Annotated in this window: 11 protein-coding genes; 5 read left to right on the top strand and 6 right to left on the bottom strand. The window is 69.7% G+C overall.

Annotated features, from left to right (window positions below; all coding sequences use genetic code 11):
- The first annotated feature begins 186 nt into the window (after positions 1-186).
- The gene (locus tag ACH4FH_RS05000; RefSeq protein ID WP_398554320.1) at positions 187-1,398 is read left to right on the top strand and encodes a hypothetical protein; all 1,212 of its coding nucleotides are present in this window, start codon (positions 187-189) and stop codon (positions 1,396-1,398) included.
- 121 nt (positions 1,399-1,519) lie between these two features.
- Here ACH4FH_RS05000 and ACH4FH_RS04995 read toward each other — a convergent pair whose 3' ends face one another.
- Together ACH4FH_RS04995 and clpB are read right to left on the bottom strand one after the other, a co-directional pair.
- On the bottom strand, positions 1,520-2,050 hold the full coding sequence (locus ACH4FH_RS04995; protein WP_398554319.1) for a YbjN domain-containing protein: 531 nt from the start codon (positions 2,048-2,050) through the stop codon (positions 1,520-1,522).
- Positions 2,051-2,167: 117 nt separating this feature from the next.
- On the bottom strand, positions 2,168-4,813 hold the full coding sequence (clpB, locus tag ACH4FH_RS04990; RefSeq protein ID WP_398554318.1) for an ATP-dependent chaperone ClpB: 2,646 nt from the start codon (positions 4,811-4,813) through the stop codon (positions 2,168-2,170).
- Between the two features lie 383 nt (positions 4,814-5,196).
- Between clpB and ACH4FH_RS04985 the strand changes: the two genes are divergently transcribed.
- Both ACH4FH_RS04985 and ACH4FH_RS04980 read left to right on the top strand, forming a co-directional pair.
- The gene (locus ACH4FH_RS04985; protein ID WP_398554317.1) at positions 5,197-5,601 is read left to right on the top strand and encodes a pyridoxamine 5'-phosphate oxidase family protein; all 405 of its coding nucleotides are present in this window, start codon (positions 5,197-5,199) and stop codon (positions 5,599-5,601) included.
- Positions 5,602-6,052: 451 nt separating this feature from the next.
- Entirely contained in the window at positions 6,053-6,457 is a 405-nt protein-coding gene (locus ACH4FH_RS04980) for a hypothetical protein (protein ID WP_398554316.1), read from the top strand.
- 101 nt (positions 6,458-6,558) lie between these two features.
- Here the strand turns inward: ACH4FH_RS04980 and ACH4FH_RS04975 are convergent, their stop codons facing one another.
- The 4 genes from ACH4FH_RS04975 to dnaK are packed head-to-tail and all read right to left on the bottom strand — an operon-like array spanning position 6,559 to position 10,767.
- Positions 6,559-7,011 carry a heat shock protein transcriptional repressor HspR gene (locus ACH4FH_RS04975; protein WP_398554315.1) on the bottom strand — a complete coding sequence of 151 codons (453 nt, stop codon included), beginning with the start codon at positions 7,009-7,011 and terminating at the stop codon, positions 6,559-6,561.
- A gap of 1 nt (position 7,012) precedes the next feature.
- Positions 7,013-8,197, bottom strand: coding sequence for a molecular chaperone DnaJ (dnaJ, locus tag ACH4FH_RS04970; protein ID WP_398554314.1), 1,185 nt, complete (start codon positions 8,195-8,197; stop codon positions 7,013-7,015).
- Between the two features lie 45 nt (positions 8,198-8,242).
- A complete protein-coding gene (gene grpE / locus ACH4FH_RS04965; RefSeq protein WP_398554313.1) occupies positions 8,243-8,911 on the bottom strand; it encodes a nucleotide exchange factor GrpE in 669 nt (222 codons plus the stop codon).
- Positions 8,908-10,767, bottom strand: coding sequence for a molecular chaperone DnaK (dnaK, locus tag ACH4FH_RS04960; protein ID WP_398554312.1), 1,860 nt, complete (start codon positions 10,765-10,767; stop codon positions 8,908-8,910). Before dnaK ends, grpE begins: the two co-directional genes overlap by 4 nt.
- Before the next feature lie 320 nt (positions 10,768-11,087).
- Between dnaK and ACH4FH_RS04955 the strand changes: the two genes are divergently transcribed.
- Positions 11,088-13,370 (top strand): heterodisulfide reductase-related iron-sulfur binding cluster, encoded by a 2,283-nt coding sequence (locus ACH4FH_RS04955; RefSeq protein ID WP_398554311.1) that lies wholly within the window; start codon positions 11,088-11,090, stop codon positions 13,368-13,370.
- A 479-nt stretch (positions 13,371-13,849) separates the two neighbouring features.
- Entirely contained in the window at positions 13,850-14,794 is a 945-nt protein-coding gene (locus tag ACH4FH_RS04950; RefSeq protein ID WP_398554414.1) for a Yip1 family protein, read from the top strand.
- The last annotated feature ends 131 nt before the right edge of the window (positions 14,795-14,925 follow it).

The following is a 14,925-nucleotide window of genomic DNA, read 5'->3' as shown; positions in this document are numbered from 1 at the left end:
GTTCTGCCGGACGGGACGCCCCGTCGCCGGTCCACCCGATCGGCCGACTGCGGTAGCGCGTGGCACGGGGGCCGCACAGAGTCGGGGGAGCGGGCCACGAGCCTGTCCGCCGGACAGGGGGGTCGGTCCGGTAGCCCTCGTCCCTGCCTCCGGCGCGGAGGCCCGCCCCCGCACCGGAGGTGTTCCGTGTCCGCCGAGACCGTCGACACACCGGCCGGGGCCGCTCCCCCCGGCCGGGCCGGGACACCGGACACCCCCCTTCCCAGCCGCGTTCGGGTCCGCGCGGCGCTGCGCCGCGCCACGCCCGCCCTCGCCCTGTTCGCCACGATCCGACTCGCCGGGATGGTGAGCACGGCGCTGTGGGCCTGGCACACCGGCCGGCACCCGCGCACGCTGCTGGGCGCCTCCTGGGACTCCCGGTGGTATCTGAGCATCGCCCGCCACGGTTACGGCGCGCCCCCGCCCGCCGGGATGTGGCCCGACCTGCCCCTCGCCGACCTGGCGTTCTTCCCGCTCTACCCCTGGCTGGCGCGAATCGTCGGAAGCCTCATACCCGTCGGCCTGCTGAACGCCGGCCTCCTGGTGACCTGGGCCTCGGCCGGGCTGGCCGCCTGGGGGATCTTCGCCGTCGGCGCGCATCTGTACGACCGGCGCGTCGGCACCCTGCTCGTGGTGCTGTGGGCGCTGCTGCCGCACAGCATCATCGAGTCGCTCGCCTACACCGAGTCCCTGCTGACCGCGCTGTGTGCCTGGTCCCTGTACGCGTTGCTGACCCGCCGCTTCCTGGCCGCGGGAGCGCTCGCGGTGCTCGCGGGACTTGCCCGCCCCAGTGCTCTGGCCATTGTGGCGGCGGTCGGCGCGGTCGCCGTCACCCACACCTGGCACCGTCCCGGGCCTCTGCCTCTGCGCCTGTGGGCCGCCGCCCTGCTCGCCCCGCTCGGCTGGCTGGGTTACGTCCTGTGGGTGGGGGCGCGCGCGGGCATCGGCCCGCTCGGCTACTTCCAGGTACAGGAGCTGTGGGGCTCACGCTTCGACTTCGGCCACGACACGCTGCGCTCCGTCAAACACCTCGTGCTGTACGGCGACCCGCCGGCCCATTTCATGGTCGTCGCGGTCCTCTCGGTGTCCCTGCTGCTCTACGCCTTGCTGGTGCTCGACCGCCCGCCCGCGGCGCTGCTCGTCTACACCACGGTCCTCGTCGTGATCGCGCTGGGCGGCACCGGCTATTTCGCGTCCAAGCCGCGTTTCCTGCTGCCGGCCTTCCCGCTCCTCCTGCCGTTGGCGCTGGCGCTGTCCCGGGCGCGCACCCGCACGCTCCTGCTGGTCACAGGCTCCCTGGGCAGCCTCACCCTGGGATACGGGGTCTATCTCCTGATGATCGCGGATCTGCCCCTGTAGCCCGAGGGCGGCGGTCACGGGGACGCCGGCCACACGAACCCGGACACACGGTGGCAGACACACGGACGCGGGCCCCCGGAGCCGATGCTCCAGGGGCCCGCGCAGCAGGTTCCGGTGAGGCTCAGGCCTCGTCGTCACCCGGCTTGTCGTCGCCTTCGATCTCGGCCTCCAGGCCGAGCTGCTCGACGATCCACTTGTCGAACTCGATGGACGCGCGCACCCAGCTGACCGTGCTCGACACGAAGTGTTCGAGCGAGACGCCGACGCCGATCAGCATCGACGCCTCACCGATCAGGCGAACGGTGCCGTCGTCGTGGGTGTGGGTGTAGGCCTTGGGCCACAGGGTCCGACGGTTCCAGTCGTCGATCGCCTCCAGCAGCTTCGACTTGTCGTCGATGCCGTGGGAACGGTCGTAGAAGGTACGGACGGAGAAGATCTGCTGCTCCTCCTCGCCCCGGAACATGAAGTACGTGCGGAACTGCTCCCACGGGGCGGCGAGGTCCCCCTCCTCGTCGACCACGTACTTCAGCTCCATCTGGTCGAGGAGCTGCTTGACGAGATCCTGGTCGGGCACGACGGGACCCTCAGGCCCCGACGGCTGCGGTTCGGGTTGGCCCCCGAAATTCGGAATCGAGGACGGGTCGATGCTCACCGTGGAATTCCCTTCGTATGGTCTTTTGCCATCCTCCCCCATCTCCGCCCCGTCCTGGCAAGCCCGGCCGGACGGGGCGGAGCGCGGCGGCATCCGCACGGGGCGACGCGCCGCCGGTCAGGCCACCGGCCCGACCGCTTCCACGGAGAGGTGATCGCCGTCGACATCCACCCGGACCGTGTCCCCGTCCAGCACCTCGCCGGCGAGGATGGCGCGGGCGAGCTGGTCGCCGATGGCCGTCTGGACGAGGCGGCGCAGCGGGCGGGCACCGTAGGACAGGTCCGGCATCGAGGTGCTCGGGGCGTCGATGGCCGGCTCCTGCCCGAGCCAGGCGAGCCAGGTCAGCGCCCGGTCGCTGACGTCCAGGGTGAGGCGGCGGTCGGCGAGGCGGCGCTGGAGGTGGTCGACCTGGATACGGGCGATGTGCTGGAGCTGGTCGGTGCCGAGCGGGTGGAAGACCACCAGGTCGTCCAGCCGGTTGAGGAATTCGGGCCGGAAGGACGCCCGGACGGTCTCCAGCACCTTCTCCTTCTTCTGCTCCTCCTTCAGCAGCGGGTCCATCAGGACATTCGAGCCGAGGTTGGAGGTCAGGATCAGGATGGTGTTGCGGAAGTCGACCGTGCGGCCCTGGCCGTCGGTGAGCCGGCCGTCGTCGAGGACCTGTAGCAGCACGTCGAAGACCTCGTGGTGCGCCTTCTCCACCTCGTCCAGCAGCACGACGCTGTAGGGGCGGCGCCGGACGGCCTCGGTCAGCTGTCCGCCCTCCTCGTACCCCACGTAGCCGGGCGGCGCGCCCACCAGCCGGGCGACGCTGTGCTTCTCGCCGTACTCGCTCATGTCGATGCGGACCATCGCCCGCTCGTCGTCGAAGAGGAAGTCCGCGAGGGACTTGGCCAGCTCGGTCTTGCCGACGCCGGTGGGGCCCAGGAAGAGGAACGACCCGGTGGGCCGGTCGGGGTCGGCGATACCGGCCCGCGAGCGCCGTACGGCGTCCGAGACGGCGCGGACCGCCTCGTCCTGGCCGATCAGCCGCTTGCCGAGCTCCTCCTCCATCCGCAGCAGCTTCTGCGTCTCGCCTTCGAGGAGACGGCCGGCGGGAATGCCGGTCCAGGAGCCGACCACGTCCGCGATGTCGTCGGGGCCGACCTCCTCCTTGACCATGGAGCTCTTGGTCTCCTTGGTAGCCTCCTGCTCCGCCTCCGCCTCGGCGGCCTCCTCCAACTCCCGCTCCAGGCCCGGAATCTCGCCGTACAGCAGCTTGGATGCGGTGTCGAAGTCGCCGTCGCGCTGCGCGCGTTCGGCCTGGCCACGCAGGTCGTCGAGCTGTTCCTTCAGCTCACCGACGCGGTTGAGGCCCTGCTTCTCCTTCTCCCAGCGGGCGGTCAGGCCGCGCAGCTCCTCCTCCTTGTCGGCGAGGTCCTTGCGCAGCTTCTCCAGGCGCTGGACGGATCCGGCGTCGGTCTCGTTCTTGAGGGCCAGCTCCTCCATCTTCAGCCGGTCGACGGCGCGCTGGAGTTCATCGATCTCGACCGGCGAGGAGTCGATCTCCATCCGCAGCCGGGACGCGGCCTCGTCGACGAGGTCGATGGCCTTGTCGGGCAGGAAGCGGGAGGTGATGTAGCGGTCGGAGAGGGCAGCCGCGGCGACCAGGGCGGAGTCGGCGATCTGCACCTTGTGGTGCGCCTCGTAGCGCCCCTTGAGGCCGCGCAGGATCGCGACGGTGTCCTCGACGGTGGGCTCGGCGACCAGCACCTGCTGGAAGCGCCGCTCCAGCGCCGCGTCCTTCTCGATCCGCTCGCGGTACTCGTCGAGCGTCGTCGCGCCGACCATCCGCAGCTCACCGCGGGCCAGCATCGGCTTGAGCATGTTGCCCGCGTCCATCGCGCTGTCGCCGCCGGCGCCCGCGCCCACGACGGTGTGCAGCTCGTCGATGAAGGTGATGATCTGGCCGTCGCTGGACTTGATCTCCGCCAGGACGGTCTTGAGCCGCTCCTCGAACTCACCGCGGTACTTCGCGCCCGCCACCATCGCGCCCAGGTCGAGCGCCACCAACCGCTTGTCGCGCAGCGACTCGGGCACATCGCCCTTGACGATGCGCTGCGCGAGCCCCTCGACGACGGCGGTCTTGCCGACGCCGGGCTCGCCGATCAGCACCGGATTGTTCTTCGTACGCCGGGAGAGGACCTGCACCACCCGGCGGATCTCCTGGTCCCGCCCGATGACCGGGTCGAGCCTGCCCTCTCGGGCGGCCGCCGTGAAGTCCGTACCGAACTTCTCCAGCGCCTTGTACGTGCCCTCCGGGTCCGCCGTGGTCACCCGCTGCCCGCCTCTCGTCGCTTCGAATGTGGCCAGCAGCTTCTTGGCCGTGGCGCCCTGCTGCGCCAGCAGCTCACCGGTCTTGCCGCCCTTGGCCGCGATACCGATGAGGAGGTGCTCGGTAGAGACGTACGCGTCCCCGAGCTCCTTGGCGCGCTGCGCGGCGTCCGCGATGACGGCGAGCAGGACGCGGTCCGGCTGCGGCGGCGCGACGGTCGAGCCCTGCACGCTGGGCAGCGCGGCGAGCTGCCGCTCGGCACCCGAACGCAGCACCGCCGCGTCGGCCTCGACGGCCGCCAGCAGGTCGGTGATGTTCTCGTTGTCCTGCCCGGCCAGCAGCGCGAGCAGCAGATGAGCGGACGTCATGTCCGCGTGCCCGGCGGTGACCGCCCGGTCGTTGGCGGCGCTCAGCGCCTCCCGGCTCTTGTTCGTCAGCTCGGCGTCCACGTCGGCGCGCTCCTCCTCTTGCTCGGCCTGCTTCGGCTTACTTCTGCTTACTCGGCTTACTCGGCTTACTGAGTTCTACGGGCTGGGGGCCGGCGGGACTCATGAGGCCGCGGCGCCTGTCCGGCCGACGCCCCACCCGTAAGCCCAGTGTGCCAAATCTGCTCACCCCAACGTGCGATAAGTTGAGTCTATTCCACTCAAGGCAGAATCGGGGGCCCGCCGATCCCCCTCCACAGTCTCTCCGGCAGGCCGAACCGCCCCGCACGCACCGCCGTTACCGACAACCGCCGGGCCCCCCTTCGATCCCTTCGATCCCTTCGCTTCCTTCGATCCGCGACCTCCGGCCCGCTCCACCCCGCCGCGCCCGGACTACCCTTCCTCCCATGGCCCATGACCTCGCCGCCCTCAGCCCGGAGTACCTCGCCTTCTGGGGCGAGTACCTCATGCCCACGCTGACCACCCTGCGGGCGAACGGCACGCCGCATGTCGTCCCGGTGGGCGTCACCTACGACGCCGAGGAGCGGATCGCGCGCATCATCACGCGCAAGGACAGCACCAAGGTCAAGAACGTCCTGACCGCCGGCGCCGAGGGCGCGACCGTCGCCGTGTGCCAGGTCGACCGCGGCCGCTGGGCGACGCTGGAGGGCATCGCGCGAGTGCGTACGGACGACGCGTCGGTGGCGGACGCCGTACGCCGCTATGCCGAGCGCTACGGCCGGACGCCTTCGCCGAACCCCGACCGCGTCATGATCGAGATCGCGGTGAACAAGGCCCTCGGCCGCGCCTGATCCGCGCACGCCGCCGGCGAGCCCGTACCTGACCGAAAACTGCCCCTGCGCCTCCGCCGCCGGCCGTCTACCTGGTACCCAGGACCGGTCGGTGTCGAACAGATCCGCACCCGAAGCGGTCCGTACCGATCACTCGGCATCGCCCGTACCCCTCACACCCCCACCTCCCCCACCTCGCTTCGGGCGAAAACGGGCAACAGACGGCAGCTGGAGGCCGCATGGCGTCGGCAGCACACCCCACCCCGACCGTTCCCCGCCACCCCGGCCCGGGCCTGCCACGCCCCCGCGCCGAGCTCTGCCCGCGCTGCGGCGGCCAACTCGCCGTCAACCAGGACGGATGGAAGATCTGCCACGCCTGTGGTTACGCCTCGCCACCCGGCGCCGCCCCTCCACCCCGGGCCCTTCGCGGGGGTATCGTCGCCCCCACACTCGCCACGCCCCGGAGGGCACGATGAACCCGGTCCGAGTGACGGCGATCGCCTGCCTGATGCCGCTGTCCGAGCTGGACGAGGATCCGTTCCTGGTCGACGACCGCACCCAGCACGACATGTGCAAACAGTGGGCGGCAGCCCGTGACTACCGCCTGACCTGCCGGCTCAGCCTGCACCGCCTGCGCGCCGATCACCAGGCCCTGTGGAGCGACGTACAGGCGGGGCTGGTCGATGTGTTCGTGACGCCCAACCGGCGGGCCCTGGAGAACGCCATCAGCGGTGCCGACGAGTTCACCGCACGCTGCGCCGCGGCGGGCGTCCGCCTGGAGACCGCCGACCTCGACGAGCCGGTCTACAACCTGGCGATGAAGTCGCACGTGCACCGCCGCCTGTCGATGCCGACGGCCGGCTACAACGGCTGCTGACGCCGCCCTCCGCACGCGAAAAAGGGCCGGGTGAACCGGCCCTTTTCCCCACCTCTGCGCGAGGTGGCTGACTGCGTACCGGCCGGAGCCGAAGCCGCCCGTTACTCGGACCGCTTGGGCCGCCACACCACCAACGCGCTGGTCTGCTGCACATCCTGATACGGCACCAGGTCGCGGCGGTAGGACGCGTGCACCGCGGCCTCCCGCTGCTGCATCGCGCTGGCCGCGCCCTCCAGGGCGCCCTGGAGTTCGGCGACCCGCTGCTGCAGGGCCGCGACCTGGTTCTCCAGCTCGATGATGCGCTTGATGCCGGCGAGGTTGATGCCCTCGTCCTGGGACAACTGCTGCACGGTGCGCAGGAGTTCGATGTCCCGGGCCGAGTAGCGACGGCCCCGCCCGGCCGTACGGTCGGGCGAGACCAGGCCGAGCCGGTCGTACTGCCGCAAGGTCTGCGGATGCAGGCCGGAGAGCTGAGCCGCGACGGAGATGACGTACACCGGCGACTCTTCGGTCAGTTCGTACGGATTACGACGATGTCCGCCCCGGCTGTCCATCTCAAGCTCCCTTCGCGGCCTGGAACAGCTCCGCCCGCGGGTCCTCTCCCGCGGTCGCCTCGCGATACGTCTCCAGCGACTCTCTCGCCTTGTCGCCGAGGTCCTTGGGGACGATCACCTCGATGGTGACCAGCAGGTCACCCCGGGTGCCGTCCTTGCGGGCCGCTCCCTTGCCACGGGCCCTCATGGTGCGTCCGTTGGGCGTGCCGGCCGGCAGCTTCAGCGTGACCGGCGGGCCGCCCAGCGTGGGCACCTTCACCTCGCCGCCGAGCGCGGCCTCCGGGAAGGAGACCGGCACCGTGACGGTGAGGTTGTCGCCCTTGCGGCCGAAGACGGGGTGGGCATCGACATGCACCACGACATAGAGGTCGCCCGCCGGGCCGCCCTGCTCGCCCGGGGCGCCCTTGCCGCGCAGTCTGATGCGCTGCCCGTTGGAGACGCCCGCGGGGATACGGACCTGCATGGTGCGTGAACTCGTCGCCCGGCCGCTGCCCTTGCAGACCTCGCAGGGGTCCTGGGCGATCAGGCCCCGGCCCTTGCAGTCGGCACACGGGTCGGTGAGCGAGAAGCCGCCGCCCGCGCCCCGGCTGACCTGACCGGTGCCCACACAGGTCGGGCAGACCCGCGGCGTACCGTGCTTGTCGCCGGTGCCCGAACACGCCTTGCAGGGCGCCTGGCTGGACATCCGCAACGGGACCGTGGCCCCGTCGACGGCCTCGGTGAAGCTGAGCGTCACCTCGGACTCGACGTCCTGGCCGCGGCGCGGCTGCGTACGCGTCCCGGCACCGCCACCGCCACCGCGGTTGAACAGGCCGCCGAAGACGTCCCCGAGACCGCCGCCGAAGCCGCCGGCGCCCCCACTCTGACCCGGCGAGCCCCCGAAGAGGTCGCCCAGGTCGAAGTTGAAGTTGCCGCCGCCCCCGCCGGGGCCGGGCCGGTAGCCGCCGTTGCCGAACAGCGTCCGGGCCTCGTCGTACTCCTTGCGGCGCTTGGGGTCACCGAGGATGTCGTTCGCCTCGGAGATCTCCTTGAAGCGCTCCTCGGCCTTGGCGTCACCCTTGTTGGCGTCCGGGTGGAACTCGCGGGCGAGCTTGCGGTACGCCTTCTTGATCTCCGCTTCGGTCGCGTCCTTCGGGACGCCGAGGACCTTGTAGTAGTCCTTCTCCACGAAATCCTTCGTGCTCATCCCCGACGTCCCTCCTTCCGCGCGGTTTTCTTTCCTGTCCTCACGTCAGCCCTCTTCCGGGCCACCGTTCTCCTCGTCCGAAGCCTTGGCGTCCTCTTCGGAGGCGGACTTGGTGGTCTGCGTGCCCGGCTGCGGCTCGGCGACGGCGACCCGCGCGGGGCGGATCGTTCGCTCACCGATGCGATACCCGGGCTGCAGGATCGCCACGCACGTCGTCTCGGTGACGTCCGGTGCGTAGGAGTGCATCAGCGCTTCGTGGATCGTCGGATCAAAGGGCTCGCCCTCCTTGCCGAACTGCTGCAGACCCAGCTTGGCGACCGCGGTCTCCAGCGACTCGGCCACCGACTTGAAGCCGCCGACCAGTTCGCCGTGCTCGCGGGCGCGGCCGACGTCGTCGAGGGTGGGAAGGAGCTCGGACAGGAGGTTCGCCGCGGCGATCTCCTTGACCGTGATCCGGTCCCGCTCCACCCGACGGCGGTAGTTCTGGTACTCCGCCTGGAGCCGCTGGAGGTCCGCCGTGCGCTCGTTGAGCGCCGTACGCACCTGGTCCAGCTGCGCCGTGAGAGCTGTCGCCTGGTTGTCGTCCCCGGCCGGGGCCGAGCCCGCCGTTTCGGCGGACTCGGCACTCTGCGCCGTGTCGTCAGGGTTTCCTGCGGACTCGGTGTCGGAGGGGACGTCGGGCTTCTCGTCGAAGCCCGGGGTCTCCTCCGTCACGCGGCACCATCCTTCTTCGGCTTCTCGTCGTCCACGATCTCCGCGTCCACGACGTCATCGGCGTTGTCCGCCGACTGGGCCTGCTCGCCACCGGGGGCCGCGCCCTCGGCGCCACCCGCGGCCTGGGCGTCGGCGTACATGGCCTGGCCCAGCTTCTGGGAGACGGCCGCGACCTTCTCCGTGGCGGTGCGGATCTCGGCGGTGTCCTCGCCCTTGAGCTTTTCCTTCAGCTCGGTGACGGCTTCCTCGACCTCGGTCTTGATCTCACCGGGGACCTTTTCCTCGTTGTCCTTGAGGAACTTCTCCGTCTGGTAGACGAGCTGCTCGGCCTGGTTGCGGGTCTCCGCGGCCTCGCGACGCTTGGTGTCCTCGTCCGCGTACTGCTCCGCCTCCTGGCGCATGCGGTCGACCTCGTCCTTCGGCAGCGAGGAGCCGCCGGTGACGGTCATCTTCTGCTCCTTGCCCGTGCCCAGGTCCTTCGCGGTCACGTGCATGATGCCGTTGGCGTCGATGTCGAAGGAGACCTCGATCTGCGGGACGCCACGCGGGGCCGGCGGCAGGCCCGTCAGCTCGAACATCCCGAGCTTCTTGTTGTACGCCGCGATCTCGCGCTCGCCCTGGTAGACCTGGATCTGCACGGACGGCTGGTTGTCCTCGGCGGTGGTGAAGATCTCGGACCGCTTGGTCGGGATCGTCGTGTTCCGCTCGATGAGCTTGGTCATGATGCCGCCCTTGGTCTCGATACCGAGGGACAGCGGGGTGACGTCCAGCAGGAGGACGTCCTTGACCTCACCCTTGAGGACACCGGCCTGGAGGGTGGCGCCGATGGCGACGACCTCGTCCGGGTTGACGCCCTTGTTGGCGTCCTTGCCACCGGTCAGCTCCTTGACGAGCTCGGCGACGGCCGGCATACGGGTCGAGCCGCCGACCAGGACCACGTGGTCGATCTCGGACAGCTGGATGCCGGCGTCCTTGATGACGTTGTGGAACGGCGTCTTGCAGCGGTCCAGGAGGTCCGAGGTGAGCTGCTGGAACTGCGAGCGCGTGAGCTTCTCGTCCAGGTGCAGCGGGCCCTCGGCGGAGGCGGTGATGTAGGGAAGGTTGATCGTCGTCTCGGTGGAGGACGACAGCTCGATCTTCGCCTTCTCGGCGGCCTCGCGCAGACGCTGCAGCGCCATCTTGTCCTTGGCCAGGTCGACGCCGTGGCCGTTCTGGAACTGCTTGACGAGGTAGTCGACGACGCGCTGGTCCCAGTCGTCACCACCGAGGTGGTTGTCACCGTTGGTGGCCTTCACCTCGACGACGCCGTCGCCGATCTCCAGCAGCGAGACGTCGAAGGTGCCGCCACCGAGGTCGAAGACCAGAATGGTCTGGTCGTCCTTCTCCAGGCCGTACGCCAGCGCCGCCGCGGTGGGCTCGTTGACGATGCGCAGGACGTTGAGGCCCGCGATCTCGCCGGCCTCCTTCGTCGCCTGGCGCTCGGAGTCGTTGAAGTAGGCCGGGACGGTGATGACCGCGTCCACGACCTTCTCGCCCAGGTACGACTCGGCGTCACGCTTGAGCTTCTGCAGGATGAAGGCGCTCATCTGCTGCGGGTTGAAGCCCTTGTCGTCGATGTCGATCTTCCAGTCGGTGCCCATGTGGCGCTTGACCGACCGGATGGTCCTGTCGACGTTCGTGACCGCCTGGCGCTTGGCGACCTCGCCGACCAGCACCTCGCCGTTCTTGGCGAAGGCGACAACGGACGGCGTGGTCCTGGCGCCCTCGGCGTTGGTGATGACGGTGGGCTCACCGCCTTCGAGAACACTGACGACGGAGTTCGTCGTGCCCAGGTCGATGCCGACCGCACGTGCCATTTCAATTCCTCCAGCTGACTTGAGTGGAACAGGCTCAAGCGTGCAACACCGAGCGAAACCTGTCAACAGACCTGAGTGGGGCGCGCTCAACTTTTATGTCGCGCTTATCGTCACTGACCCTCAGCGAGGCCGCGAAGGGCCGTTCGGGGGCCCATAGAGGCCCACAGAGGGTTGCCTTGCGCGACGCAGATCACCGGCCGGGCGGCTTCATGGCGCCGGGGATACTGGGTAACCTCAGCCGCAGACCCAAAAAGTTACCGCTTAGTAGTCCCGCTCAGCTGTCTCCAGTTTTCCGCTCTCGCAGGTTCGAGGAGCCCCCAATGCAACTCGCCGCGATCATCGTGTCGCTGGTCCTAATCGCGGTCGGCGTCGCGCTGTTCGGCCGTGCCATCCTGCAGATCTACAACTTCGTACGGCTGGGCCAGCCCGTACCCGCAGGCACCCGCACGGACGAACCCGCGCAGCGCACCGTCACCGTCGCCAAGGAGTTCCTCGGCCACACCCGGATGAACCGCTGGGGCATCGTCGGTGTGGCTCACTGGTTCGTGGCCGTGGGCTTCTTCTCGCTGCTGCTGACCATCGTCAACGCCATCGGCCAGCTCTTCAAGGCGGACTGGCTGCTGCCCGTCATCGGTGAGTGGGCGCCCTACAACGTCTTCGTCGAGTTCATCGGCACGATGACGGTCGTCGGCATCCTGACCCTGATCGTCATCCGACAGCTGAGCAGGCCGGGCGGCGCGGGCCGCAAGTCCCGCTTCGCGGGCTCCAACGTCGGCCAGGCGTACTTCGTCGAGGCGGTCATCCTCATCGTCGGCGTCTGCATCTTCATGCTGCACGCGCTGGAGGGTGCCCAGCACCACGTGGCCGGCTACGACGCGTCGTTCTTCATCTCGTACCCGGTGATCTCGTGGCTGGAGGGCATGGACGTCTCGACGCTCCAGAACCTCACCTACTTCTTCGCCGGCCTGAAGATCGCGACGTCCTTCATCTGGATGATCACGGTCGCGCTGAAGACGGACATGGGCGTCGCCTGGCACCGTTTCCTGGCCTTCCCCAACATCTGGTTCAAGCGCGAGGCCGACGGCGACGTCGCCCTCGGCGCGCTGCAGCCGATGACGAGTGCGGGCAAGCCGATCGACTTCGAGGACCCGGGCGAGGACGACCAGTTCGGCGTCTCCCAGGTCGAGCACTTCTCCTGGAAGGGCATCCTCGACTTCTCCACCTGCACCGAGTGCGGCCGCTGCCAGTCGCAGTGCCCCGCCTGGAACACCGGCAAGCCGCTGTCGCCCAAGCTGCTGATCATGGCGCTGCGCGACCACACGCACGCCAAGGCCCCCTACCTCCTGGCGGGCGGCGGCAAGGACGAGGAGGGCAACGAGAAGGCGACTGCCGAGCAGCTCGCCGACGTGCCCGCCGCCGCCCTCGCCGAGGCCGAGCGGCCCCTGATCGGCACGCTGGAGGAGAACGGCGTCATCGACCCCGACGTGCTGTGGTCGTGCACCACCTGCGGCGCGTGCGTCGAGCAGTGCCCCGTCGACATCGAGCACATCGACCACATCGTCGACATGCGTCGCTACCAGGTCATGATCGAGTCCAGCTTCCCCAGCGAGGCCGGCACGATGCTGAAGAACCTGGAGAAGAAGGGCAACCCCTGGGGCCTGGCCAAGAAGCAGCGGCTCGCCTGGACCAAGGAGGTGGACTTCGAGATTCCGGTCGTCGGCCAGGACGTCGAGGACCTCACCGAGGTCGAGTACCTCTACTGGGTCGGCTGCGCCGGCGCCCTGGAGGACCGCGCCAAGAAGACCACCAAGGCCTTCGCGGAGCTGCTGCACATCGCGGGCGTCAACTTCGCGATCATGGGCGGCGACGAGAAGTGCACCGGTGACTCGCCGCGCCGCCTGGGCAACGAATTCCTCTTCCAGCAGCTCGGCGCGGAGAACGTCGCCACGCTGAACGCGGCCTTCGGCGAGTCCCTCAACGAGGAGGGCGAGGTGGACGAGACGACCAAGAAGCCGAAGTCGTCGAAGAAGATCGTCGCGACCTGCCCGCACTGCTTCAACACCATCGCGAACGAGTACCCGCAGCTGGGCGGCGAGTACGAGGTCATCCACCACACGCAGCTGCTGCAGCACCTCGTCGACGAGGGCAAGCTCATCCCCGTCAACCCGGTCGAGGGTCTGATCACCTACCACGACCCCTGCTACCTGGGCCGCCACAACAAGGTCTACACGCCGCCGCGCGAGATCATCGCCAAGGTGCCGGGCCTGCGCAACGAGGAGATGCACCGCCACAAGGAACGCGGCTTCTGCTGCGGCGCCGGCGGCGCGCGGATGTGGATGGAGGAGCGAATCGGCAAGCGCATCAACAACGAGCGCGTCGACGAAGCACTCTCCCTCAACCCCGACATCGTCTCCACCGCCTGCCCCTTCTGCCTGGTCATGCTCACCGACTCCGTCAACGGCAAGAAGAACGACGGCAAGGCCAAGGAATCGGTCCAGGTCGTCGACGTCGCCCAGCTCCTGCTGGACTCCGTCAAGGCCCCCGCGGACCCCGCGGGCGAAACCGAGACCGAGGACGCGCCCGAGCCCGAGCCGGTGAAGTAACGGCCCACGCTCCGCACCACGGCCGGTCCCGCACTGCGCGGGGCCGGCCGTCGGCGTTTCGCGGGCGCCCCGGCGACCGGCGATGACGGGCGACGGAGGTCACGGTTGCCGGGGCCCGGGGCCGGAAGGCCGCCATGTGGCGTCTGCCACCCTGATCGCGCAGTCCGTGCCACACCTCGGGCTCATGCCCGCCCCCACGCTGCCAACTCGACACCGCCGCACGGCAGTTCTTGGCACAGCAGGATTTCGTGGCGCTCGACGCCGCCACCAGCAGGGACGACAGGCGGCGACTGCCGCAGCTGCCCCTCCGCCGCCCGCCGCGGACCTGGGCCGGACCGGCACCACCACCACCGCCGCCGTGCCCCTCGGGGACCCCCTTAGGGGATGTCACAGGTCAGCAGCAAACCCCCGCCCAGTGGCCGGCTCCGCCACCGAAGCCACCCAGACCAGGTACTTTCGATGATGTGGCTGGATTCAGGATGGGTCGCGGACGGGATGCCCGCGCCGCGCAGGACGGACAGCAGCAGGGGCAGCAGATGCCGTACGGGCAGCAAGGGCCGTACGGACAGCAGCCCCCGCCTCCGCACGGGCAGTGGCAGCAGTCGCCGCAGCCGCAGCAGCACTACGGGGGCCGGCCGCAGACGCAGCCGCAGAGCCGCCCGCAGGCGCAGCACGGCGAGCCCGAGTACTTCGGGGACGGCTACCCACCACCGCAGTCGTTCGCGCCGTACACCAACGACAACAACCCGGGCCACACACAGCAGTTCAGCGTCGGGGAGGCCCCTGACGCCTACGGCCCGCAGGGCGGATACGACGACGGCCAGGACGGGCAGTACGCCGACGGCGGCGTCTACCGCGCCGGCCGGACGACGGCACCGACCGGCCCCCGGCTGCACTGGAAGCAGCTCCTCTCCGGCATGGTGCTGCGCCCCTCGGCCACGTTCTGGCAGATGCGTGACCACTCGGTGTGGGCCCCGGCCCTGACCGTCAGCTTCGTCTACGGCCTGCTCGCGGTCTTCGGCTTCGACAAGGCCCGCGAGGACGTGCTGAACGCCACCCTCTCCAACAGCATCCCGTGGGTGCTGATGACCGGCGTGATGTTCGTCATCGGCAGCCTGATCCTGGGCACGGTCACCCACACCCTGGCGCGCCAGCTCGGCGGCGACGGCGCCTGGGCGCCGACCATCGGCCTGTCGATGCTGATCATGACGGTCTCGGACGCGCCCCGGCTGCTGTTCGCGATGTTCCTCGGCGGCGACAGCACCCTGGTCCAGGTACTGGGCTGGCTGACCTGGCTGGCGACCGGTTTCCTGCTGACCACCATGGTCAACAAGTCGCACGACCTGCCCTGGCCCAAGGCGCTGGGCGCCTCCGCGATCCAGCTGGTCGCGCTGCTGGCCCTGGTGAAGCTCGGCACCCTGTAGCCGTTCCGGTCTCGACCGGCCGTACGCCGAAGGGCCCCGCTCCGACCTGCGAGCGGGGCCCTTCGCCGTGCCACGGCGCTCATCCGGGGGGGGAGGCGCGGCGACCCTGGTCGGACCGCCCGCGACGCACC

The organism is Streptomyces sp. NPDC017993, assembly GCF_044328065.1.
GTDB lineage: Bacteria > Actinomycetota > Actinomycetes > Streptomycetales > Streptomycetaceae > Streptomyces.
This window is presented reverse-complemented; position numbering and strand designations above follow the sequence as displayed.